Source organism: Paraburkholderia sp. A1BS-2L, from assembly GCF_051125205.1.
In the GTDB taxonomy this organism is placed as follows: domain Bacteria; phylum Pseudomonadota; class Gammaproteobacteria; order Burkholderiales; family Burkholderiaceae; genus Paraburkholderia.
Genome location: NZ_CP120428.1, coordinates 1,478,471 through 1,499,266 on the forward strand (window position 1 = coordinate 1,478,471; position 20,796 = coordinate 1,499,266).

At 63.6% G+C, this 20,796-nt stretch carries 20 protein-coding genes; 17 read left to right on the forward strand and 3 right to left on the reverse strand.

From position 1 onward, the window contains the following. Nucleotides 1-2: 2 nt before the first annotated feature. From uppS to P5W98_RS06680, 12 genes are all read left to right on the forward strand, one after another. The gene (uppS, locus tag P5W98_RS06625; protein WP_421079409.1) at nt 3-785 is read left to right on the forward strand and encodes a polyprenyl diphosphate synthase; all 783 of its coding nucleotides are present in this window, start codon (nt 3-5) and stop codon (nt 783-785) included. Further along, a complete protein-coding gene (locus tag P5W98_RS06630; RefSeq protein WP_421079410.1) occupies nt 779-1,588 on the forward strand; it encodes a phosphatidate cytidylyltransferase in 810 nt (269 codons plus the stop codon). The genes uppS and P5W98_RS06630 overlap by 7 nt, the downstream gene beginning before the upstream one ends. 12 nt (nt 1,589-1,600) lie before the next feature. Further along, entirely contained in the window at nt 1,601-2,782 is a 1,182-nt protein-coding gene (locus P5W98_RS06635) for a 1-deoxy-D-xylulose-5-phosphate reductoisomerase (RefSeq protein ID WP_434718490.1), read from the forward strand. Between the two features lie 131 nt (nt 2,783-2,913). Continuing rightward, nucleotides 2,914-4,332 carry an RIP metalloprotease RseP gene (gene rseP, locus P5W98_RS06640; protein WP_421079412.1) on the forward strand — a complete coding sequence of 473 codons (1,419 nt, stop codon included), beginning with the start codon at nt 2,914-2,916 and terminating at the stop codon, nt 4,330-4,332. A 67-nt stretch (nt 4,333-4,399) separates the two neighbouring features. Beyond that, nucleotides 4,400-6,709 (forward strand): outer membrane protein assembly factor BamA, encoded by a 2,310-nt coding sequence (bamA, locus tag P5W98_RS06645; protein ID WP_421079413.1) that lies wholly within the window; start codon nt 4,400-4,402, stop codon nt 6,707-6,709. A gap of 44 nt (nt 6,710-6,753) precedes the next feature. Then, nucleotides 6,754-7,296: an OmpH family outer membrane protein gene (locus tag P5W98_RS06650; protein ID WP_152617265.1), complete on the forward strand. Its 543-nt coding sequence runs from the start codon at nt 6,754-6,756 to the stop codon at nt 7,294-7,296. Nucleotides 7,297-7,314: 18 nt separating this feature from the next. Beyond that, nucleotides 7,315-8,388 carry a UDP-3-O-(3-hydroxymyristoyl)glucosamine N-acyltransferase gene (lpxD, locus tag P5W98_RS06655; RefSeq protein WP_421079414.1) on the forward strand — a complete coding sequence of 358 codons (1,074 nt, stop codon included), beginning with the start codon at nt 7,315-7,317 and terminating at the stop codon, nt 8,386-8,388. A gap of 261 nt (nt 8,389-8,649) precedes the next feature. After that, nucleotides 8,650-9,114, forward strand: coding sequence for a 3-hydroxyacyl-ACP dehydratase FabZ (fabZ, locus tag P5W98_RS06660; protein WP_421023855.1), 465 nt, complete (start codon nt 8,650-8,652; stop codon nt 9,112-9,114). 39 nt (nt 9,115-9,153) lie between these two features. Continuing rightward, nucleotides 9,154-9,942 (forward strand): acyl-ACP--UDP-N-acetylglucosamine O-acyltransferase, encoded by a 789-nt coding sequence (lpxA, locus tag P5W98_RS06665; protein WP_421079415.1) that lies wholly within the window; start codon nt 9,154-9,156, stop codon nt 9,940-9,942. Between the two features lie 3 nt (nt 9,943-9,945). Continuing rightward, nucleotides 9,946-11,115 carry a lipid-A-disaccharide synthase gene (gene lpxB / locus P5W98_RS06670; RefSeq protein ID WP_421079416.1) on the forward strand — a complete coding sequence of 390 codons (1,170 nt, stop codon included), beginning with the start codon at nt 9,946-9,948 and terminating at the stop codon, nt 11,113-11,115. A 110-nt stretch (nt 11,116-11,225) separates the two neighbouring features. Next, on the forward strand, nt 11,226-11,906 hold the full coding sequence (gene rnhB, locus P5W98_RS06675) for a ribonuclease HII (RefSeq protein ID WP_421025205.1): 681 nt from the start codon (nt 11,226-11,228) through the stop codon (nt 11,904-11,906). A 94-nt stretch (nt 11,907-12,000) separates the two neighbouring features. Beyond that, nucleotides 12,001-12,786, forward strand: coding sequence for a TrmH family RNA methyltransferase (locus P5W98_RS06680; protein WP_421043869.1), 786 nt, complete (start codon nt 12,001-12,003; stop codon nt 12,784-12,786). Nucleotides 12,787-12,883: 97 nt separating this feature from the next. Here P5W98_RS06680 and ppsR read toward each other — a convergent pair whose 3' ends face one another. Next, nucleotides 12,884-13,699, reverse strand: coding sequence for a posphoenolpyruvate synthetase regulatory kinase/phosphorylase PpsR (gene ppsR, locus P5W98_RS06685; RefSeq protein ID WP_035531822.1), 816 nt, complete (start codon nt 13,697-13,699; stop codon nt 12,884-12,886). Nucleotides 13,700-14,101: 402 nt separating this feature from the next. On the opposite strand from ppsR, the gene ppsA reads away from it, so the two are divergent. The 3 genes from ppsA (at nt 14,102) to P5W98_RS06700 (ending at nt 18,129) form a co-directional block, all read left to right on the forward strand. Further along, nucleotides 14,102-16,501 (forward strand): phosphoenolpyruvate synthase, encoded by a 2,400-nt coding sequence (gene ppsA, locus P5W98_RS06690; protein WP_421023859.1) that lies wholly within the window; start codon nt 14,102-14,104, stop codon nt 16,499-16,501. Between the two features lie 209 nt (nt 16,502-16,710). Then, nucleotides 16,711-17,127: an NfeD family protein gene (locus P5W98_RS06695; RefSeq protein WP_421025206.1), complete on the forward strand. Its 417-nt coding sequence runs from the start codon at nt 16,711-16,713 to the stop codon at nt 17,125-17,127. Nucleotides 17,128-17,172: 45 nt separating this feature from the next. Next, nucleotides 17,173-18,129: an SPFH domain-containing protein gene (locus P5W98_RS06700; RefSeq protein ID WP_421023860.1), complete on the forward strand. Its 957-nt coding sequence runs from the start codon at nt 17,173-17,175 to the stop codon at nt 18,127-18,129. An 18-nt stretch (nt 18,130-18,147) separates the two neighbouring features. On the opposite strand, the gene smpB is transcribed toward P5W98_RS06700, so the two are convergent. Continuing rightward, nucleotides 18,148-18,594 (reverse strand): SsrA-binding protein SmpB, encoded by a 447-nt coding sequence (gene smpB, locus P5W98_RS06705; RefSeq protein WP_129561912.1) that lies wholly within the window; start codon nt 18,592-18,594, stop codon nt 18,148-18,150. Nucleotides 18,595-18,696: 102 nt separating this feature from the next. Between smpB and P5W98_RS06710 the strand changes: the two genes are divergently transcribed. Together P5W98_RS06710 and P5W98_RS06715 are read left to right on the forward strand one after the other, a co-directional pair. Next, nucleotides 18,697-19,140 (forward strand): type II toxin-antitoxin system RatA family toxin, encoded by a 444-nt coding sequence (locus P5W98_RS06710; protein WP_421023861.1) that lies wholly within the window; start codon nt 18,697-18,699, stop codon nt 19,138-19,140. After that, nucleotides 19,137-19,469 carry an RnfH family protein gene (locus P5W98_RS06715; RefSeq protein ID WP_421043866.1) on the forward strand — a complete coding sequence of 111 codons (333 nt, stop codon included), beginning with the start codon at nt 19,137-19,139 and terminating at the stop codon, nt 19,467-19,469. The genes P5W98_RS06710 and P5W98_RS06715 overlap by 4 nt, the downstream gene beginning before the upstream one ends. Nucleotides 19,470-19,530: 61 nt before the next feature. Here P5W98_RS06715 and P5W98_RS06720 read toward each other — a convergent pair whose 3' ends face one another. Beyond that, the gene (locus tag P5W98_RS06720; protein WP_421079417.1) at nt 19,531-20,577 is read right to left on the reverse strand and encodes a DMT family transporter; all 1,047 of its coding nucleotides are present in this window, start codon (nt 20,575-20,577) and stop codon (nt 19,531-19,533) included. Nucleotides 20,578-20,796 lie beyond the last annotated feature (219 nt).

Genomic DNA, 20,796 nt, shown 5'->3' on the forward strand with positions numbered 1-20,796 from the left:
CCATGACCTATACCAGCTCAACCGTTCGCGTGCCCGACGTGGCGGCCGTGCCGCGCCACATCGCGATCATCATGGACGGCAACGGCCGTTGGGCAACTCAACGCCGTTTGCCGCGCGTCGCGGGCCATACGCGCGGCGTCGATGCCGTGCGTTCGGTCGTCGAGGCCTGCGTCGAGAATGGCGTCGAATACCTCACCCTGTTCGCGTTCAGTTCGGAAAACTGGCGGCGTCCGACCGACGAAGTGTCGTTCCTGATGCGCCTGTTCGTCACCGCGCTAGAGCGCGAAGTGGCGCGCCTTCATGCGAACGGCATTCGTCTGCGCGTGGTCGGCGACCTGTCGATGTTCAACGAGCGCATCCAGGACCTGATTCGCCGCGCGGAAACCAAGACCGCGCGCAACACGCGGCTCACGCTCACCATCGCGGCGAATTACGGTGGCCGCTGGGACATCATGCAGGCGACCCGCAAACTGGTCGAGGCTGCCGCTGCGGCCGGCGAGCCGGTGCCCGTCACCGAGGACACCATCGGCCAGCATCTGGCCATGAACTACGCGCCGGAGCCCGATCTCTTCATTCGCACCGGTGGCGAGCAGCGTGTGAGCAATTTCTTGCTCTGGCAACTCGCGTACGCAGAATTTTATTTTACCGACACGTTCTGGCCGGACTTCAACGCCGATGCGCTCAATCGCGCGATCGGATCCTACGCGGAACGTGAGCGCCGCTTTGGCCGCACGAGCGCCCAGCTCGCAAACCAATCCCAGAACGCCGACTCGCTTTCATGCTAAAGACCCGTGTCATCACGGCGCTCGTCCTGCTGGCCATCCTCCTGCCGGTCACCCTGTTCGCACCGGTTGCCTGGTTTGGCGTGCTGATCGGCGTCGTGGTGTTGTTTGCCGCGTGGGAGTGGGCGCGCCTGCTCAAGGCCGGCAAAGCGGGCTCGATCGTCTATGCGGCAATTGCCGTGCTGGCTGTCATCGCAAGCCAGCGGCTCGAGTCGGCCCATCCGCTTTATCAGGCCGCCGGCATCTTCTGGCTCATCGCCGGCCCTTACGTGCTCGTGCGCAAGCCGACGCTCGGCGCCGGCGTCTGGCGCGCCTTCCTGCTTGCCGCCGGGCTCGTGATTTTCTGCGCCTGCTGGCACGCGCTGGTCGCGGCGCGCACGGTGGGCGTGGCGTTCGTGCTCTCGCTGCTGCTGATCGTCTGGCTTGCCGATATCGGCGCATACTTTGCAGGTAAGGCATTCGGAAAGCATAAGCTCGCGCCCGCGATCAGTCCGGGCAAGACCTGGGAAGGCGCCGTGGGCGGCTGGGTGGCCGTGATGGCCGTGTCGGGCGCCGCGCTCACGCTGCACGCGTTCGAGCCGACCCTGTATTCGGCGCTGGCGACCCGCCTCGGCCTTGGCCGGGCGCTCTTCGTGCTCACCGTACTAGTCGCGTTCAGCGTGATCGGCGATCTGTTCGAGTCGATGACGAAGCGCCAGGCGGGCGTAAAAGATTCGAGCGGCCTCTTGCCAGGCCACGGCGGCGTGCTCGATCGCATCGACGCGCTGCTGCCGGTCCTGCCGCTTGCCATGCTGCTGCTCGGTTAGAGACTAATGGAAATGCAAAAACGACTCACCTTGCTCGGATCCACGGGCTCGATCGGAGACAGCACGCTCGACGTGGTTGCGCGTCATCCGCAACAGTTCTCCGTCTACGCGCTCACCGCGCACCGCAACGGCGACAAGCTCGTCGAACAATGTCTGCGCTTCGCGCCCGAAGTGGCCGTAGTCGGCGATGCCGATACCGCCGCGGCGGTCGAGCGCAAGCTGCGCGCGGCAGGTTCGAAGACGGTTGTGGCGTACGGGCCGCAGGCGCTCGCCGATGTCGCGAAGAGCGATGGATGCGACACCGTGGTTGCCGCCATCGTCGGCGCGGCGGGCCTCGTGCCCACCCTCGCGGCGGCGCAGGCCGGCAAGCGCATTCTGCTCGCAAACAAGGAAGCGCTCGTGATGTCGGGCGACATCTTCATGAATGCGGCGCGCGATAACGGCGCGGTGCTGTTGCCGGTGGACAGCGAGCACAACGCCGTGTTCCAGTGTTTGCCCGCCGAAGGCACGCAGCATGGCGGCGTGACGACGATCATCCTGACCGCTTCTGGCGGCCCGTTCCGCACGCGCGAGCCGGCCACGCTCGTCGACGTGACGCCGGACGAGGCGTGCAAGCACCCGAACTGGTCCATGGGCCGCAAGATTTCGGTCGACTCGGCCACGATGATGAACAAGGGCCTCGAAGTCATCGAGGCGCATTATCTGTTCGATCTGCCAGGCGAGCGCATCGACGTGCTGATCCACCCGCAGAGCGTGATCCACTCGATGGTCTCGTACGCGGACGGTTCGGTGCTCGCGCAACTGGGCAACCCGGACATGCGCACGCCGATCGCGCACGCGCTCGCGTTCCCGGATCGTGTGGATTCGGGCGTTGCGCAACTCGACCTCGCGCAGGTGGCCACGCTCAATTTCGAGAAGCCGGACTACGCACGTTTTCCGTGTCTTGCGCTGGCAATGAAGGCGCTGGCCGAGGGCGGCGTGGCGAGCGCCACGCTCAACGCAGCCAACGAAATCGCGGTGGAGGCGTTCCTCAACCGCCGGATCGGTTTCATGGCGATTGCGCAGACGGTCGACGCCGTGCTCAACGCGCTGGACAATCGCCGCGCCGCGAGTCTCGAAGTCGTGCTCGAAGCCGACGCAGCCGCGCGCCGCGCGGCGCTCAAGATCATCGACAGCCTGCCGGTGCCGGCCTGAAGCCTCGCTCGGGCCGCTCCCGGGCTGTGCTCAGGCCGCCCGCGGAGGCGTGAGGGTCTGCTTGCAGACCCATCGGCCCGCCAACGAGGTTGACCCGCATTGGCGCGCTGCTTCCAGCAGAGGAGGCGCATATGAATCTGCTCACCGAATTGGTGTCTTTTGTCGTGGCGATCGGCGTACTCGTTGTCGTGCACGAATATGGACACTACAGCGTTGCACGCTTGTGCGGCGTCAAGGTTTTGCGATTTTCGATCGGCTTCGGCAAGCCGCTCGTGCAGTGGGTCAGCAAGAAGAGCGGGACCGAATGGACGATCTCGGCGCTGCCGCTCGGCGGCTACGTCAAGATGCTCGACGAGCGCGAGTTGCAGGACAAGCAAGGGGACATTCCCGCCGAAGATTTGCCGCACGCGTTCAACCGGCAGTCGGTTGGCAAGCGCATCGCCATCGTCGCTGCCGGGCCGTTGGCCAATTTCATTCTTGCCATCGTGCTCTTCGCAGCGGTGTTCGCGAGCGGCGTGACCGAGCCGACCGCCATCGTTGCCGTGCCGCCGGCACAGACGGCCGCCGCGCAGGCCGGCTTCCAGGGCGGCGAGACCATTCTCGCCGTGAGCGACGCGAACGGCAGCGACACGGAGCCCGTGCGCTCGTGGGCCGATCTGCGCTGGAAGCTGCTGTCCGCGGCCTTCGATCAAAACCGCGTGGTGCTCTCCGCGCGTGACGGCGGCGGCACCTACGACTTTCCCCTCGATCTCTCGCGCCTCACCAGCAAAGATCTCGACGACGACTTCATGTCGAAGCTCGGTCTCGAGGCCGGCGGAGCCAAACTGACGATCGCGGGCGTGGAGGCGGGCAGTGCTGCCCAGCAGGCGGGGCTGGAAAAAGGCGATCGCCTGGTTGCGATCGATGGCCGCCCCGTTGACAGCGCAAGCACTTTCATCGGCTACGTGAAGGCCCACGCGGGCAAGCCTGTGCACGTGCGCGTCGTGCGTGGTGATACGCAAAACGTTGCGCAGAACGGCGCGTCCGGGCAAGGGCAGACGTTGACGCTCATGATCACGCCCATGGCGCAGCGTGACGGCGAAACAGGTGAGGAAGTCGGGCGCATCGGTGCGGCGCTTGCGGCCCAGGCGCCCACTGTGGACGTCCGCTACGGGCCGATCGAGAGCGTTCGGCTGGGTGCGTTCCGCACGTGGGATATCGCGATCTATTCGCTGCGTATGTTCGGCCGCATGCTCACGGGCGAGGCGTCTCTGAAAAATCTGTCGGGCCCGGTGACGATTGCTGACTATGCGGGCAAGAGCGCAAGACTCGGTCCGTCCGCCTTCCTGTCGTTCCTCGCCCTTGTCAGCATTAGCCTCGGCGTACTCAACCTGCTCCCAATTCCGGTATTGGATGGGGGGCATCTGTTATATTATGCGGTTGAAGCCGTAACGGGCAAAGCCGTCTCGGACCGCTGGCAGCTCGTCCTGCAGCGCGCGGGACTTGCCTGCATCGTCGCGCTGTCGGCGATCGCGTTGTTCAACGATCTGGCTCGGTTAATCCATTTTTAAAGATGTCTGGCGGCGTCCGAGGGCGGGCCGCCTGATCTGATGCAGCTATACATACTGGGGAAGCACGTTGTTTAGACCTCATCGCTTGGTTCCAAAAACGGTTGCGGCTGCGGCGATTGCCGCGCATGGCCTGGTCGCTCACGCGGCGACAACGCCTTTCGTGGTACAGGACATCCGCATCGAAGGACTGCAACGCGTCGAGCCGGGCACGGTGTTCGCGTACTTGCCCATCAAGCAGGGCGATACGTTCACCGACGACAAGGCATCCGATGCCATTCGCGCATTGTATGCAACGGGCTTCTTCAACGACGTGCGCATCGGCACCGAAGGCGGTGTCGTGGTCGTGCAGGTGCAGGAGCGGCCAGCCATCGGCACGATCGACTTCGCCGGCATCAAGGAGTTCGACAAGGACAACCTCACGAAGGCGCTGCGCGCAGTCGGTCTCTCGCAAGGCCGCTATTACGACAAGGCGCTCGTCGACAAGGCCGAGCAGGAACTCAAGCGTCAGTACCTCACGCGCGGCTTCTATGCCGCCGAAGTCACGACCACGGTAACCCCGATCGACCGCAACCGCGTCGGCCTGCTGTTCTCGGTGGTCGAAGGCCCGAGCGCGAAGATCCGGCAGATCAACTTCATCGGCAACAAGACGTATAGCAGCGGCACGCTGCTCTCGGAGATGCAACTCTCCACGCCGAACTGGTTCTCGTGGTACACGAAGAACGACCTGTACTCGAAGGAAAAGCTCACGGGCGACCTCGAGAACGTGCGCTCGTACTACCTGAACCACGGCTATCTCGAGTTCAACATCGACTCGACCCAGGTTTCGATTTCGCCCGACAAGAAGGACATGTACCTGACGATCGGGATCCACGAAGGCGAGCCCTACAAGGTTTCGGGCATCCACCTGGCGGGCAATCTGCTCGACCGCGAGGCCGAGCTCAACAAGCTCATCAAGATCAAGCCGGGCGACCGCTTCTCGGCCGAGAAGCTGCAGGCTACGACCAAGTCGATCGTCGACAAGCTCGGCGAATACGGCTACGCATTCGCCACCGTCAATGCGCTGCCGCAGATCAATCAGGCCGACCACACGGTCGACCTCACGCTGCAGATCGACCCGAGCCGCCGTGTGTACGTGCGCCGCATCAACGTGATCGGCAACACGCGCACGCGTGACGAAGTCGTGCGCCGCGAAATGCGCCAGCTCGAAAGCTCGTGGTTCGATTCGAGCCGCCTCGCGCTTTCGAAGGACCGTATCAACCGTCTCGGTTACTTCACCGATGTCGACGTGACCACGGTGCCGGTGGAAGGTACGCCCGACCAGGTCGACGTGAACGTGAAGGTGGCCGAAAAGCCGACCGGCGCGATCACGCTGGGCGCGGGCTTCTCGTCCACGGACAAGGTGGTGCTCTCGGCCGGGGTCTCGCAGGACAACGTGTTCGGCTCGGGCACGAGCCTCTCGGTGAACATCAACACCGCGAAGACGTACCGCACGCTGGCTGTCACGCAGGTGGACCCGTACTTCACGGTGGACGGCATCAAGCGCATTACCGACGTCTACTACCGCACGTACCAGCCGCTGTACTACTCGACCGATTCGAGCTTCAAGATCATCACGACGGGCGCTGACCTGAAGTTCGGCATTCCGTTCTCGGAAGTGGACACGGTCTTCTTCGGCCTCGGTTTCGAGCAGGACACGCTCGACACCGACGCGTACACGCCGCAGAGCTACATCGATTACGTGAAAAACTTCGGCCGTGTGTCGAACAACATTCCGTTCACGATCGGCTGGTCGCGCGACGCGCGCGACAGTGCGCTGATTCCGAGCCGCGGCTACTTTACGCAGGCGAATTTTGAATGGGGTACGCCGGTCGGCTCGACGCCTTACGTCAAGACCGACGTGCAGGCGCAGTACTATTACTCGTTCGCACGCGGCTTCGTGCTGGGCATGAACTTCCAGGCCGGCTACGGCAAGGGCCTCGACGGCAAGCCGTACCCGATCTTCAAGAACTACTACGCGGGCGGTATCGGTTCGGTGCGTGGCTACGAGCCGAGCTCGCTGGGTCCGCGCGACGCCAAGACTAACGACCCGATCGGCGGTTCGAAGATGGTGGTCGGCAACATCGAGCTCACGTTCCCGCTGCCCGGCACGGGCTACGATCGCACGCTGCGCGTCTTCACATTCGTCGACGCCGGTAACGTCTGGGGCGACGAGGGCAACACCAGCACGGGCGCGAACGGTCTGCGCTATGCGTACGGTGTGGGTCTAGCGTGGATTTCGCCGATCGGCCCGCTCAAGCTGAGCCTTGGCTTCCCGATCGTCAAGCACGAAGGCGATCAGTACCAGAAGTTCCAGTTCCAGATTGGCACGGCCTTCTGACGAGGCTCGCAGGAACAGGTATTTACAGAAACGAGAGGATAACTTTGCTAACGGGTATGTTTTCCAGACGGACGATCGGGGCCTTGACGCTGTCGCTGGCGATGCTCGCTGTTGGCACGGGCGCGGCCCATGCGCAGGAAGCGAAGATCGCGGCGGTCAACTCCGATCGCATCCTGCGCGAATCCGCCCCCGCGAAGGCCGCGCAAACCAAGCTCGAAGCCGAGTTCGCAAAGCGCGACAAGGACTTGCAGGACATGGCGCAACGCTTGAAGTCCATGTCGGACTCCCTCGACAAGAATGGGCCGGGCATGTCGCCCGGCGATCGCGCGCAGAAGCAGCGCGATCTGTCGCAGCTCGACAGCGATTTCCAGCGCAAGCAGCGCGAGTTTCGCGAAGATCTGAACCAGCGTCGCAATGAAGAGCTTGCGGCGGTGCTGGATCGGGCGAACAAGGTGATCAAGCAGATCGCCGAGCAGCAGCACTACGATTTGATCGTGCAGGAAGCGGTGTACGTGAGCCCGCGCATCGACATCACCGACCAGGTCCTGAAGGCGCTCGCGTCTGGCGGCGCTGGCAGCAGCAATTGAGGCAGGAGCATCTCGCGCATGGCTTTTACGCTTGAGGACATCGCCGGGCGCTTCGGCGGCGCTGTAGTTGGCGACCCGACGCAACGTGTCGGCTCGCTCGCGCCGCTCGATCAGGCGGGTCCGCAACAACTGGCGTTCCTCGCCAACCCCAAGTATCTGGCGCAGGTCGAGACGACTCGCGCAGGCGCCGTTCTGATCAGCCCGGAAGATCTCGAAAAACTGGCTTCCCGCGACGGTCGTAATTTCATCGTCACGCCCAATCCGTATGCTTATTTCGCGCGCGTGGCGCAGGCGTTCATCGATCTGGCTGCACCGAAGGTGCAGGCGGGCGTGCACCCGAGCGCCCATGTCGATGCCACGGCAAAGATTGCCGCGAGTGCGGTGATCGGCCCGAACGTCACGGTGGAGGCGGGTGCCACGATCGGCGAGCACGTGTGGCTGGACGCCAACGTGTTCATTGGCCGCGGCACCCAGGTGGGCGAGGGCTCGCACTTCTATCCGGGCGTGACGGTTTATCACGGCTGCAGGATCGGCGCGCGCGCCATCGTGCACGCCGGCGCCGTGATCGGCTCGGACGGCTTTGGCTTTGCGCCCGACTTCACGGGCGAGGGTGATGCACGCACGGGCAGCTGGGTGAAGATTCCGCAAGTGGGCGGCGTCTCGATCGGCCCCGATGTCGAGATCGGGGCGAACACCACGATCGATCGTGGCGCGATGGCCGACACGATCATCGAGGAGTGCGTCAAGATCGATAACCTCGTGCAGATCGGTCACAACTGCAAGGTGGGCGCATACACCGTGATTGCGGGTTGCGCGGGCATCGCGGGCAGCACCACGATCGGCCGCCATTGCATGATCGGCGGCGCAGTTGGCATCGCGGGACATGTCACGCTGGGCGACTACGTTATCGTCACGGCGAAGTCGGGTGTCTCGAAGTCGTTGCCCAAGGCTGGCATCTACACGAGCGCGTTCCCGGCGGTCGATCACGCCGACTGGAACAAGAGCGCCGCGCTGCTGCGCAATATCGACAAGTTGCGCGATCGCATCAGGGCGCTCGAAGCCGCTGCCCAGAAGGCACAAGGCGGCGCGTAACAAGGTAAGGCAGGTTCGTGGCTCGGGCGTGAAGCGCTCGAGCCTTGGGCGCGTGCCTATCCATGTGTCCCGGTCTGCGAGACCCGGTTGCGAGATCTGGTCTGCGAGACCCGGGGCAATCCGCATGCACGAAGTGTCGCACATGGCGCATACTGCGCCAGAAGCGCGGGCCGTGAGGCACCGCGGGAGCCATGCTTCGGCAAGGCACTTCGGACATCGCATTCGACAGTCACACGCAATTCCAGCGTGAGCAGAAACACCATGAACATCGAAAAACTCAACTTCGACATCCACAAGATCCTCACGCTGCTTCCGCACCGTTATCCGTTCCTGATGGTGGACCGGGTCACCGAAATCGTGCCGCACAAGAGCATCAAGGCGTTGAAGAACGTGACCGTCAATGAGCCCTTTTTCCAGGGCCATTTTCCCCAACGCCCGGTCATGCCTGGCGTGATGATTCTCGAAGCCCTGGCGCAAACCGCTGCGCTCCTCACGTTTTCGGAAGAGGAGCAGGACTTCGAGAACACGCTGTACTACTTCGTCGGCATCGATGGCGCGCGCTTCAAGCGCGTGGTCGAACCGGGCGATCAACTCATCCTGAACGTGACGTTCGAGCGCTACATGCGCGGCATCTGGAAGTTCAAGGCGCAGGCCGAAGTGGAAGGCGCTGTCGCCTGCGAGGCGGAACTCATGTGCACCGTCAAGAAAATGGACGCGGCGCAGTAAGACGCGCCAGCACGGCAACAGAATGGAGAGCCAGGACGAATGAGCAGGATCCATCCCACCGCGGTCGTCGAGACCGGCGCGCAAGTCGATGAATCGGCGGAGATCGGGCCGTACGCGGTGATCGGGGCCAACGTCGCCATCGGTGCACGCACCAAAATCGGCTCGCACAGTGTGCTGGAAGGCCATACGACGATCGGCGAAGACAACATGATCGGCCACTACGCGATCATCGGCGGCCGTCCGCAGGACATGAAGTACAAGGGCGAGCCCACGAAGCTCGTGATCGGCAATCGCAATACCATCCGCGAGTTCACGTCGATTCATACGGGCACGGTGCAGGACACCGGCGTCACGATCGTCGGCGACGACAACTGGATCATGTCGTATGTGCACGTGGGTCACGACTGCAGGCTCGGCAACAATGTGATCATGTCGAGCAACGCGCAACTCGCGGGCCATGTGATCGTCGACGATTTCGCGATCGTCGGCGGCATGACGGGCGTGCATCAGTTCGTGCGCATCGGTGCGCACTCGATGGTGGGCGGCGCATCGGCGCTCGTGCAGGATGTGCCGCCGTTCGTGGTCGCCGCGGGCAACAAGGCGGTGCCGCATGGCATCAACGTCGAAGGGCTGCGCCGCCGCGGCTTTACGCCCGATGCGATCTCGGCGCTGCGTTCGGCCTATCGCGTGCTGTACAAGAACGGCCTGTCGCTCGAAGAGGCGAAGATGCAGATCGCCGAACTCGCGCAAGCGGGCGGCGACGGTGACGCACACGTGAAGGCGCTGCTCGATTTCGTCGAGCAGTCGCAACGCGGCATCATCCGCTAACCGATGGCGCTTCAAACCCGTCCGCTGCGCCTCGCCATGGTTGCCGGCGAGCCGTCCGGCGACCTGCTTGCGGCGTCGATGCTCAAAGGGCTGACTGGCAGGCTGCCCGATACTGCGCACTACTACGGAATCGGCGGGCCGCGCATGCAGGCCGCCGGTTTCGAAGCGCATTGGCCGATGGACAAGCTCACCGTGCGGGGCTATGTCGAGGCGCTCAAGCACATTCCCGAGATCCTGCGCATTCGCAGCGAACTCAAGCATCAACTGCTCGCGGACCCGCCCGACGTTTTCATCGGCGTGGACGCGCCCGACTTCAACTTCGGTCTCGAACACCCGCTGCGCGACGCGGGCATTCCCACGATCCACTTCGTGTGTCCGTCCATCTGGGCGTGGCGCGGCGGCCGCATCAGGAAGATCCAGAAGGCCGTGGATCACATGCTCTGCGTGTTTCCGTTCGAGCCGGCGATCCTCGAGAAAGCGGGTGTGGCGGCGACCTACGTGGGGCATCCGCTTGCCGACGATATCCCACTCGAGCCGGATGTGCCCGGCGCGCGCCGCGCGCTCGGCTTGTCAGGCAGCGGACCGATCATCGCGGTGCTGCCGGGCAGCCGCCGCTCCGAGATCAACCTGATCGGCCCGACGTTCTTCGACGCGATGCAGATCATGCAGCAGCGCGAGCCGGGCTTGCGCTTCGTGATGCCGGCGGCGACGCCGGCGATCCACGCGCAGCTGCAGGAGCTCGCCAACTCGCACCAGGGCCTGGCGCTCACGATCATCGACGGGCAGTCGCAGGTGGCGATGACCGCCGCCGATGCGATTCTCGTCAAGAGCGGCACGGTCACGCTAGAGGCGGCGCTGCTCAAGAAGCCGATGGTCATCTCGTACAAGGTGCCCTGGCTCACGGGGCAAATCATGCGCCGTCAGGGCTACCTGCCGTATGTCGGTCTGCCGAACATTCTCGCGGGACGCTTCGTGGTGCCCGAGATCCTTCAGCACTTCGCCACGCCCGAGGCGCTCGCGGACGCCACGCTCACGCAATTGCACGACGAAGCAAACCGGCGCACGCTGACCGAAGTGTTCACGCAGATGCACCATGCGCTGCGGCAGAACATGTCGGAGCGAGCGGCGGAGGTGGTTGCCAGCGTAGTGGATCGCCGCAGGAGCCTGGCATGACCGAAGGCGCGATCAAGCGCACTCGCGCGAAGGCGCCAGCGGCGAAAGCCGCAGCGCAAGCCAGCTCCAAAGCACCGTCGAAAGCGGCCGAGAAACGCGCGGAGCGGCAAATGTGGGCGGAGCAAGCGGGTCTGTTGTTCGAGTCGCCTGACGACATCGTCTGCGGCGTGGACGAAGCTGGACGAGGGCCGCTCGCCGGCCCGGTCACCGCCGCCGCCGTGATTCTCGATCCGGCGCGTCCGATCGCCGGTCTCGACGACTCCAAGGCGCTCACGGCGAAAGCGCGCGAGGCGCTCTACGACCTCATCGTCGAACGCGCGCTCGCATGGTGCGTGGCGTCGGCGAGCGTCGAGGAGATCGACTCGCTCAATATCCTGCACGCGACCATGCTGGCGATGCGGCGCGCCGTGGAGGGCCTGAGCGTGAAACCCACGCTCGCCAAGATCGACGGCAACCGCTGCCCGGTGCTGCCGGTGCGCAGCGAGGCCGTGATCGGCGGCGACGCGCTCGTGCCCAGCATCTCGGCGGCGTCGATCATTGCGAAGGTCACGCGCGACCGCATGCTGTTGGAGTTGCACGAGGCGTTCCCCGTGTATGGCTTCGATGCGCACGCGGGTTACGGCACCGCACAGCATCTGGCCGCGCTGCGCGAGCATGGTCCTTGCGTGCACCACCGGCGCACGTTCGCGCCCGTGCGCGACGCGTATGCGCTGCATGGCCTCGCGCTGACGAGCTTGGCAAGTACAGCTGGCGACGCCGCTCCGGACGACGACGCCTTCGCATCAGCCTGAGCAGCGCAATGCCCGGGTTCATGCAGTCCGGCGTCGCTTCGTGCGGCGCCGTTGTTCTTTTCAACCTTCCTTTTTCAAATCGCCAGGCCCGCCCGTGAAAGCCATTACTTCGCGCGACAATCCGCTTTACAAGCGCCTGAAGGCGCTGGCCGGCTCGACGCATCAGCAGCGGCGCAGCCATCAAGCTCTGCTCGAGGGTTTTCACCTCGCGAGCGCATGGCTCGACGGCGGCACGCAGCCCGAATATTGCATCGTGACCGAAGGCGCGCTCGCGCATGCCGAGGCGCAGGCCATTGTCGAGCGCGTCGACGAGCGCCGTGTGATCACGCTGCCCGATGCGCTCTTTGGCCAGCTTTCGAACGTCGTGCACGGCGTGGGCATGCTGCTGCTCGTGGATATGCCAGAGGCGCATCTGCCTGAGCGGGTCGAATCGACCTGCCTCGTGCTCGACGGCCTGCAGGATGCGGGCAACGTCGGCTCGATCCTGCGCAGCGCGGCGGCGGCGGGCGTCGACAAGGTGTTCTGCACGCCGGGCACGGCATACGCGTGGTCTTCGAAGGTGCTGCGCTCGGCAATGGGCGCGCACTTCCTGCTGCAGGTCTTCGAAAATGTCGAACCCGAGACGCTGATCGCCATGCTGGGGGTGCCGGTCGTGATCACCGACTCGCATGGCGCGCGGGCCATCGACGAGACCGATCTCACGGGGCAGGTGGCGTGGGTTTTCGGCAACGAAGGGGCGGGCGTCTCGCAGCTGTGGCGCGACGCGGCGGCGTTGCGCGTGACGATTCCTCAGCCGGGCGGCATGGAGTCCCTGAATGTGGCGGCGGCTGCCGCTGTATGCATCTTCGAGCAATGCCGTCAGCAGCGCCACGCGCGTTGAGCTGCGCTCAGTACGGGTTCACGCCTTGGTGACTGATGCAACAAAAAGGCCTGCTCGCGAGTGAGCAGGCCTTATTCGTTTCTACACGGAGCGATCTTCAGTACACCGGCTTGTCGAGGCGGATTTCCTGCAAGATCGTCGTGGCGATTTCCTCGATGGACTTGTGCGTCGACGAGAGCCATTTGATGTTCTCACGGCGCATCATGGCCTCGGCTTCATTGACTTCGTAGCGGCAATTCTCCAGCGCCGCGTACTTGCTGCCAGGCCGCCGCTCGTTACGGATTTCCGTGAGACGCTGCGGATCGATCGAAAGCCCAAAGATCTTTCCGCGATACGGCAGCAGCGAATTGGGCAGCTTGCCGCGTTCGAAGTCGTCGGGGATCAGCGGATAGTTTGCCGCTTTCACGCCGTACTGCATCGCCAGATAAAGGCTGGTCGGTGTCTTGCCGCTACGCGACACGCCCACGAGGATCACGTCGGCGTCGTTCAGATTGCGGTCGGACTGGCCGTCGTCGTGCGCGAGCGAGAAATTGATGGCCTCGATGCGGTTCTTGTATTCGTCGGTGTCGGCGTTCTGGTGGCCACGGCCCATCGCGTGGCTCGACTTGAGCTCCAGTTCCTGCTCCAGCGGCTCCACGAAGGTCTGGAACATGTCGAGCACGAGCGCGTTCGAGCGCTTGAGGATTTCGTTGGAGTTGCTGTCCACCAGCGTCGTGAAGACGATCGGGCGGCGGCCTTCATGCACTGCGGCTTCGTTGATCTTTTCGGCGGTCGAGTAGGCCTTGTCCGTCGAGTCGATGAACGGCACGCGCACGAGGCGGAATTTCTGGTCGAACTGCGAGAGGATCGAGTGCGCGAAAGTTTCGGCAGTGATCCCGGTACCGTCGGAGACGATGAATACGGTAGGCGACATCGATTGAGGCTGGGTGTGTAAGTGGGGCCAGACGGGCGGAGCGCCCGGAAGAGACTCCCTGAGCTTTGTGGATGAGCCCTGAGAGGGGATTCTCACCGACAGACACATTTTCGAGAGTCGGCACGGTAGAATAGCGGCAACCTGTTGGATAAGCAATTGCAGTGCATTCGCGCCAAACCGCAGCTCATCGTGGCTCAATTGGACGTCAATTCGCAGCGATTCCGGGTAATTTCGTGCAATCGCGCGCATCTCCCTGCTTCTCCTTGTGCTGGATGCTAGCCCCCGGTGGTGGCGATTGCTTCTCCAACAGGTTGCGCAAGACGCGAATCCGCTCCCAATGGGCGGCCCGCGTTCGAGCCCACTTGCGCAATCGTGAATTTTTTTCACACTTAGGGGCTTGTAATGACTAACACCGTTGCCAAGGATCAGGCTTATGTAGTGCCTTTCGAGCAGTTGCGGATGACCGATGTCGAGATCGTGGGCGGCAAGAACGCCTCCCTCGGCGAAATGATCAGCCAGTTGGCTGAAGCTGGCGTGCGTGTGCCTACGGGCTTCGCGACGACCGCGCTCGCCTTCCGCGACTTTCTGAAGCACAACAACTTGACCGAACGGATCGCCGCTCGTCTGGAGACGCTCGACGTCGACGACGTCAAGGCGCTGGCCGAAGCGGGCAAGGAAATCCGCCAGTGGATCGTCGACGCGCCGCTGCAGCCGAAGCTGGAGGCAGACATCCGCGCGGGCTTCGAGACGCTCAAGAACAGCTCGCCGTCCGAGCTTTCGTTCGCTGTGCGTTCGTCGGCTACGGCCGAAGACCTGCCCGACGCATCGTTCGCCGGCCAGCAGGAGAGCTACCTGAACGTGGTGGGCATCGAGGACGTCCTCGATCGCCTCAAGCACGTGTTCGCGTCGCTCTACAACGACCGCGCCATTTCCTATCGCGTCCACAAGGGCTTCACCCACGCCGAAGTCGCACTGTCGGCTGGCGTGCAGCGCATGGTCCGCTCGGACCGCGGCGCCGCGGGCGTGATGTTCACGCTCGACACGGAGTCGGGCTTCAAGGATGCCGTCTTCATCACGTCGAGCTACGGCCTTGGTGAGACCGTCGTGCAGGGCGCGGTGAATCCGGACGAGTTCTACGTCTTCAAGACCACGCTCGCGCAGGGCAAGGCGCCGATCATCCGCCGCTCGATCGGCTCGAAGCTCATCAAGATGGAGTTCACGCAGCCGGGCGAGCCGGGCCGCGTGAAGACGGTCGACGTTTCGCATGAGCAGCGCAACCGCTTCTCGATCACCGACGAAGACGTGATCGAGCTGGCGAAGTACGCCGTCATCATCGAAAAGCACTATCAGCGCCCGATGGACATCGAGTGGGGCAAGGACGGCCTCGACGGCAAGATCTTCATTCTCCAGGCGCGTCCGGAGACGGTGAAGAGCCAGGCCGCGGGCAAGGCCGAGCAGCGCTTCAAGCTCAAGGGCCAGTCGCAGGTTCTCGCAACGGGCCGCGCGATCGGTCAGAAGATCGGCGCGGGCCGCGTGAAGGTGATTCACGATCCGTCCGAAATGGAACGCGTGCAGCCGGGCGACGTGCTGGTCGCCGACATGACCGACCCGAACTGGGAGCCGGTGATGAAGCGTGCTTCGGCCATCGTCACGAACCGTGGCGGCCGTACCTGCCACGCCGCGATCATCGCGCGTGAGCTGGGCGTGCCGGCAGTCGTGGGCTGCGGCGATGCAACCGACGTGCTGAAGGACGGCGCGCTGGTGACCGTGTCGTGCGCCGAAGGCGACGAAGGCCGCATTTACGACGGTCTGCTCGAAACCGAAGTCAGCGAAGTGCAGCGCGGCGAGCTGCCGGCGATTCCGGTCAAGATCATGATGAACGTCGGCAACCCGCAACTCGCGTTCGACTTTTCGCAACTGCCGAATGCAGGTGTTGGCCTCGCGCGTCTCGAGTTCATCATCAACAACAACATCGGCGTGCACCCGAAGGCGATCCTCGAGTACCCGAACGTCGACGCGGACCTGAAAAAGGCGGTCGAGAGCGTGGCGCGCGGCCATGCGTCGCCGCGTGCGTTCTACGTCGACAAGCTCACGGAAGGCATCGCCACGATCGCGGCGGCGTTCTATCCGAAGCCCGTCATCGTGCGTCTGTCGGACTTCAAGTCGAACGAGTACAAGAAGCTGATCGGCGGTTCGCGTTACGAGCCGGACGAGGAAAACCCGATGCTGGGTTTCCGCGGCGCGTCGCGTTATGTCGCCGAGGACTTCGCGCAGGCGTTCGAGATGGAGTGCCTCGCGCTCAAGCGCGTGCGTGAAGAGATGGGCCTCTCGAACGTCGAGATCATGGTGCCGTTCGTGCGCACTCTCAAGCAGGCGGAGCGTGTGGTCGGCCTGCTTGAGAAGTTCGGTCTGAAGCGCGGCGTGAACGGTCTGCGTCTCATCATGATGTGCGAAGTGCCGTCGAACGCGATCCTCGCCGAAGAGTTCCTGCAGTACTTCGACGGCTTCTCGATCGGCTCGAACGACCTCACGCAGCTCACGCTCGGCCTCGACCGTGACTCGGGCATGGAACTGCTGGCAGTCGACTTCGACGAACGGGATCCGGCCGTGAAGTTCATGCTCAAGCGCGCGATCGAAACCTGCCTGCGCCTGAACAAGTACGTCGGCATCTGCGGCCAGGGTCCGTCCGATCATCCGGACTTCGCCCAGTGGCTCGCGGACGAAGGCATTGCGTCGATGTCGCTGAACCCCGACACGATCGTCGATACGTGGCAGGCGCTCGCGAAGTCGCAGGCGAAGTAATGCCCGCCTGTTGACCCTGCCGCTCCGGCACGCGCAGCGTGCGGAAGTTGAGGCTGCTTATGCCTTGCTTCGCACGCTGCGCAAATCAGTGTCAGCTTCGTGCTATAACACCCCGGTCAAGCCGGGGTGTTTTACTTTGGGAGGTCGACGTGGGTCCGCATGGTGTGTTCTGGTGGATCGGCGCAGGCGTGCTGATCGTGGCCGAGCTGATGACCGGCACGTTCTATTTGCTGATGATCGCGCTCGGGTGCCTCGCGGGTGTGCTCGCCTATGAGCTGGGCGCGCCGCTCGAACTCCAAATGGTGGCAGCTGCGCTCGTGGCCTTGATGGCCGTGATCGCACTGCGGCGCTCGCGGTTCGGGCGGCGCCGGCGCATGGTCGACGCGTCAACCGATCCGGGTGTGAATCTCGACATCGGCTCGACTGTCCCGGTCGCCGAGTGGCGAGACGGGCGCGCACGCACGATGTATCGGGGCGCCGAGTGGGATGTCGAACTCGCGCCGGGCGAGCCCGAGGACGCCCATCTCTACGAAATCAAGGCGGTGCGGGGCAGTTGCCTCGTTGTTGCGGCGAGGCGCGCCGGCAGCGTGGCGCCGGGTGCGCGCGAAGGCACGCGCCACGCCTGAACGAAGTCAAATCGAAGCCGAAGTCAAAGCAAAAAGGGGATGCGTATGCAAGTGCCTATCGTTGGGGTGATTCTGCTCGTGATCGTCGTGGTGCTGATCTCGAGGACCATGAAGATCGTGCCGCAGCAACATGCCTGGGTGCTCGAGCGGCTGGGCCGCTACCATGCCACGCTTACACCGGGTCTCTCGATCGTGCTGCCGTTCATCGACCGCGTGGCCTACAAGCACGTGCTCAAGGAAATTCCGCTCGACGTGCCGAGCCAGATATGCATCACGCGCGACAACACGCAACTCCAGGTGGACGGCGTGCTGTACTTTCAGGTGACCGATCCGATGAAGGCCTCGTACGGCTCGAGCAACTTCGTGTTCGCCATCACGCAGCTTTCCCAGACCACGCTGCGCTCGGTGATCGGCAAGCTGGAACTCGACAAGACGTTCGAGGAGCGCGATTTCATCAATCACAGCGTCGTCTCGGCGCTCGATGAAGCCGCCGCCAACTGGGGCGTGAAGGTGTTGCGATACGAGATCAAGGACCTCACGCCGCCGAAGGAAATCCTGCACGCGATGCAGGCGCAGATCACGGCGGAGCGTGAAAAGCGCGCGCTGATCGCGGCCTCGGAAGGGCGCAAGCAGGAGCAGATCAACCTTGCGGCGGGCGCGCGCGAAGCGGCGATCCAGAAGTCGGAAGGGGAGAAGCAGGCCGCCATCAATCAGGCGCAGGGTCAGGCGGCCGCCATTCTCGCGGTGGCCGAGGCGAATGCGCAGGCCATCCAGAAGATCGGCAACTCGATCCAGGCGCAGGGGGGCATGGATGCGGTCAATCTCAAGGTGGCCGAGCAGTACGTCACGGCGTTCGGCAATCTCGCGAAGCAGGGCAATACGCTGATCGTGCCCGGCAATATGAGCGACCTGAGCTCGATGATTGCTTCGGCGCTCACCATCGTGAACCGCTCGGGCATGAAAGAGACGCAGTTGAGCCGCGATGCGGCGAAGGGCGCCTGAGCGGGTGCCTGGGCGTGCTCAGGTCGGCGTGCGCATGAGGCGCGCCTTTTCGCGCTGCCAGTCGCGCTGCTTCTCCGTTTCGCGCTTGTCGTGCAGCTTCTTGCCCTTCGCGAGGCCAATCTCGCACTTCACGCGGCCGCCCTTGTAGTGGAAGTTCAGCGGCACGAGCGTGAACCCGCGCTGCTCGACCTTGCCGATCAGTTTGTCGATTTCCTCGCGGTGGAGCAGCAGCTTGCGGATGCGCGTAGGGTCGGGCTGGATGTGCGTCGAGGCTTCGGGCAGCGGGCTGATGTGCGTGCCGATCAGGTACAGCTCGCCGTTCTTGATCACGACGTAGCTTTCCTTGATGTTGGCTCGTCCGGCGCGCATGGCCTTGACCTCCCATCCTTCGAGCGCGAGCCCCGCCTCGTGGCGCTCTTCGATGAAGTAATCGAAGAAGGCTTTTCTGTTGTCGATGATGCTCATAGGAAAATGGGAAACGCCCAACTCGTTTAAAATTACGATTTTAGCAAAGCGGGCCACCGAAAGCCCGTGGCGCTTTCACCCTTGCCTCGCATTGCGCAATTTATGGCGGATGTTCAGAAAACCGTGTTGATTCGCCATTCGGCGGAGCAGATGTTCGACCTCGTGACCGACGTCGACGACTATCCCAACTTCCTGCCGTGGTGCGGCGGCGTCGAGGTTCGCCGCAAGGACGAGAACGGAATGGAAGCGAAAATCGATATCAACTTCAAGGGCATCAAGCAGCACTTCGCCACGCGCAACAAGCACAAGCGGCCCGAGCGCATCGACATGGAGTTCGCCGACGGGCCGTTCAAGAAGTTCACGGGCGCCTGGCGCTTCACGCCGTTGCGCTCCGATGCCTGCAAGATCGAATTCTCGCTGCACTACGAGTTTTCTAACATTCTTCTCGAGAAGATCATCGGCCCCGTGTTCCACCATATTGCGAACACCTTCGTCGACACGTTCGTGAAGCGCGCCGACCAGCGTTACGGCAAGAACAAGCCATGAGCGCGAAACTGTTCATCGACGTCTGCTATGCGCTGCCTGACGCGCAGACGCTCATCGGGGTGGAGCTCGAGCCCGGCGCGACGGTGCAGCAGGCCATCGACGCCAGCGGCATTCTCGTCCGCCATCCGGAAATCGATCTGACGAAACTGAAGGTGGGCGTCTACGGCAAGCTCAAGCCGCTCGACACGGTGCTCGCCAATCACGATCGCGTGGAAATTTATCGCCCGCTGGTGGTCGACCCCAAGCTCGCGCGGCAGCGCCGTGTCGACAAGACGCGCAAGGAAGGCTCGATCGAGGGCCGCAAGTGGCAAAACAAGGATTCGCGCTAAATCGGCGTTGACGGGGCAAATGAGTGGCTATCCGAGGGCGCGTGTTGCGCCCTCGGGCTTTTCAATTCGCCGTGCGGCGGCGCTCCGGGCCGTTACTTGCAGAGGCGTTCGTTTCGCCAATGGCAGGAATTCCCGGCAAATCGCCTTTCGGCACGATACCGTCTCCATGCGCCGTGTCTTCCGGGCTGCCCGAATGCTGGCGGACTGACCAACTCACGCCCGCGACCAGCAGCACGATGGCTGCGACTTCGAGCATGCGTGGCAGGCGGTGGTCGTAGACGAAACCGTAGAGCAGGGCGAACAGCGTCTCGAATACGATCATCTGACCCGAAAGCGTAAGCGGGAGCCGCTTGGACGCCGCGTTCCAGAGGCCGTTGCCAAGCCACGACGCGCCGATGGCCAGCACGAGGTTCAGTTGCCAGAATGCCGTCCAGCGTCCGCTGGCCACGCTGTGCTGCACCATGCCGGCGGGCATGACGAGCACCGCGAGCCAGAGCGGGCCACCGAGCGCGCCTGTTACGACGCCCCAAAGCACCGACCACTCGTTGCCGCCGAAATGGGCGTTGCGTTGCAGATAGCGGGCATTTTCGACGGCGTACCACGTCCAGCAAGCGAGCGCGCCAACCGCGCAGCCAAGGCCGGCTATCTTCGTGAGCGTGCTGGCGTGATCGCTTGCGCCCGCAGTGAAAACGTCGATGTTGATGCACACGATGCCGGCCGCGATCATGGCGAGCGGCCAGACCAGCTTAGAGAGTGCCACCGCGCCATGATCGCCGCGTCCGAGCAGCGTGACCGTGACGGGCAGGACGCCGACAATCAGCGAGGCCGGCGCGATGCCCACGAGGTGAATCGCGCTCGCAAGAAAGAGGTAGTACAGAAGGTTGCCCACGAGAGCGAGTTTCACGAGCGCGGCGAGGTCCGCGCGAGTCAGGCGTGGCCAGACGTGCCGCAGCATGGGCAGAAGGGCCGCGAACGACACGAGGCCATACATTGCGTAGCGCCCGGCGCTCAGGAGCAGCGGCGAGAACTCCGGCAACTGGCGCGGAACCAGGAACACCGTTCCCCATAACGCACCGGCGAGCACGCCGTACAACACACCACGCTGCATTTCCCTTGCCTCCACAATTTCAATCCGGCCATTCTGGCCTTGCAGGATGGGTGGAAGCTTAATCACAGGCCGCGTGGCCGTCTTGTTCAATCCTGCACGGCGCGATTCCCGATCTTCCGATTCCTGAGTCGCAGCTTTCGGCCTGCGGCCAGAAAATCGGGTCTGACACAGGGCTCTTATACCCCCACATGCCCCGCCCCAAACCTCAAAAAAATCCCG

Coding starts and splice junctions, on each gene's coding strand:
- uppS (WP_421079409.1), top strand. CDS start 3: ATGACCTATACCAGCTCAACCGTTCGCGTGCCCGACGTGGCGGCCGTG.
- P5W98_RS06630 (WP_421079410.1), top strand. CDS start 779: ATGCTAAAGACCCGTGTCATCACGGCGCTCGTCCTGCTGGCCATCCTC.
- P5W98_RS06635 (WP_434718490.1), top strand. CDS start 1,601: ATGCAAAAACGACTCACCTTGCTCGGATCCACGGGCTCGATCGGAGAC.
- rseP (WP_421079412.1), top strand. CDS start 2,914: ATGAATCTGCTCACCGAATTGGTGTCTTTTGTCGTGGCGATCGGCGTA.
- lpxD (WP_421079414.1), top strand. CDS start 7,315: ATGGCTTTTACGCTTGAGGACATCGCCGGGCGCTTCGGCGGCGCTGTA.
- fabZ (WP_421023855.1), top strand. CDS start 8,650: ATGAACATCGAAAAACTCAACTTCGACATCCACAAGATCCTCACGCTG.
- lpxA (WP_421079415.1), top strand. CDS start 9,154: ATGAGCAGGATCCATCCCACCGCGGTCGTCGAGACCGGCGCGCAAGTC.
- lpxB (WP_421079416.1), top strand. CDS start 9,946: ATGGCGCTTCAAACCCGTCCGCTGCGCCTCGCCATGGTTGCCGGCGAG.
- rnhB (WP_421025205.1), top strand. CDS start 11,226: ATGTGGGCGGAGCAAGCGGGTCTGTTGTTCGAGTCGCCTGACGACATC.
- ppsR (WP_035531822.1), bottom strand. CDS start 13,699: ATGTCGCCTACCGTATTCATCGTCTCCGACGGTACCGGGATCACTGCC.
- ppsA (WP_421023859.1), top strand. CDS start 14,102: ATGACTAACACCGTTGCCAAGGATCAGGCTTATGTAGTGCCTTTCGAG.
- P5W98_RS06695 (WP_421025206.1), top strand. CDS start 16,711: ATGACCGGCACGTTCTATTTGCTGATGATCGCGCTCGGGTGCCTCGCG.
- P5W98_RS06700 (WP_421023860.1), top strand. CDS start 17,173: ATGCAAGTGCCTATCGTTGGGGTGATTCTGCTCGTGATCGTCGTGGTG.
- smpB (WP_129561912.1), bottom strand. CDS start 18,594: ATGAGCATCATCGACAACAGAAAAGCCTTCTTCGATTACTTCATCGAA.
- P5W98_RS06710 (WP_421023861.1), top strand. CDS start 18,697: ATGGCGGATGTTCAGAAAACCGTGTTGATTCGCCATTCGGCGGAGCAG.
- P5W98_RS06715 (WP_421043866.1), top strand. CDS start 19,137: ATGAGCGCGAAACTGTTCATCGACGTCTGCTATGCGCTGCCTGACGCG.
- P5W98_RS06720 (WP_421079417.1), bottom strand. CDS start 20,577: ATGCAGCGTGGTGTGTTGTACGGCGTGCTCGCCGGTGCGTTATGGGGA.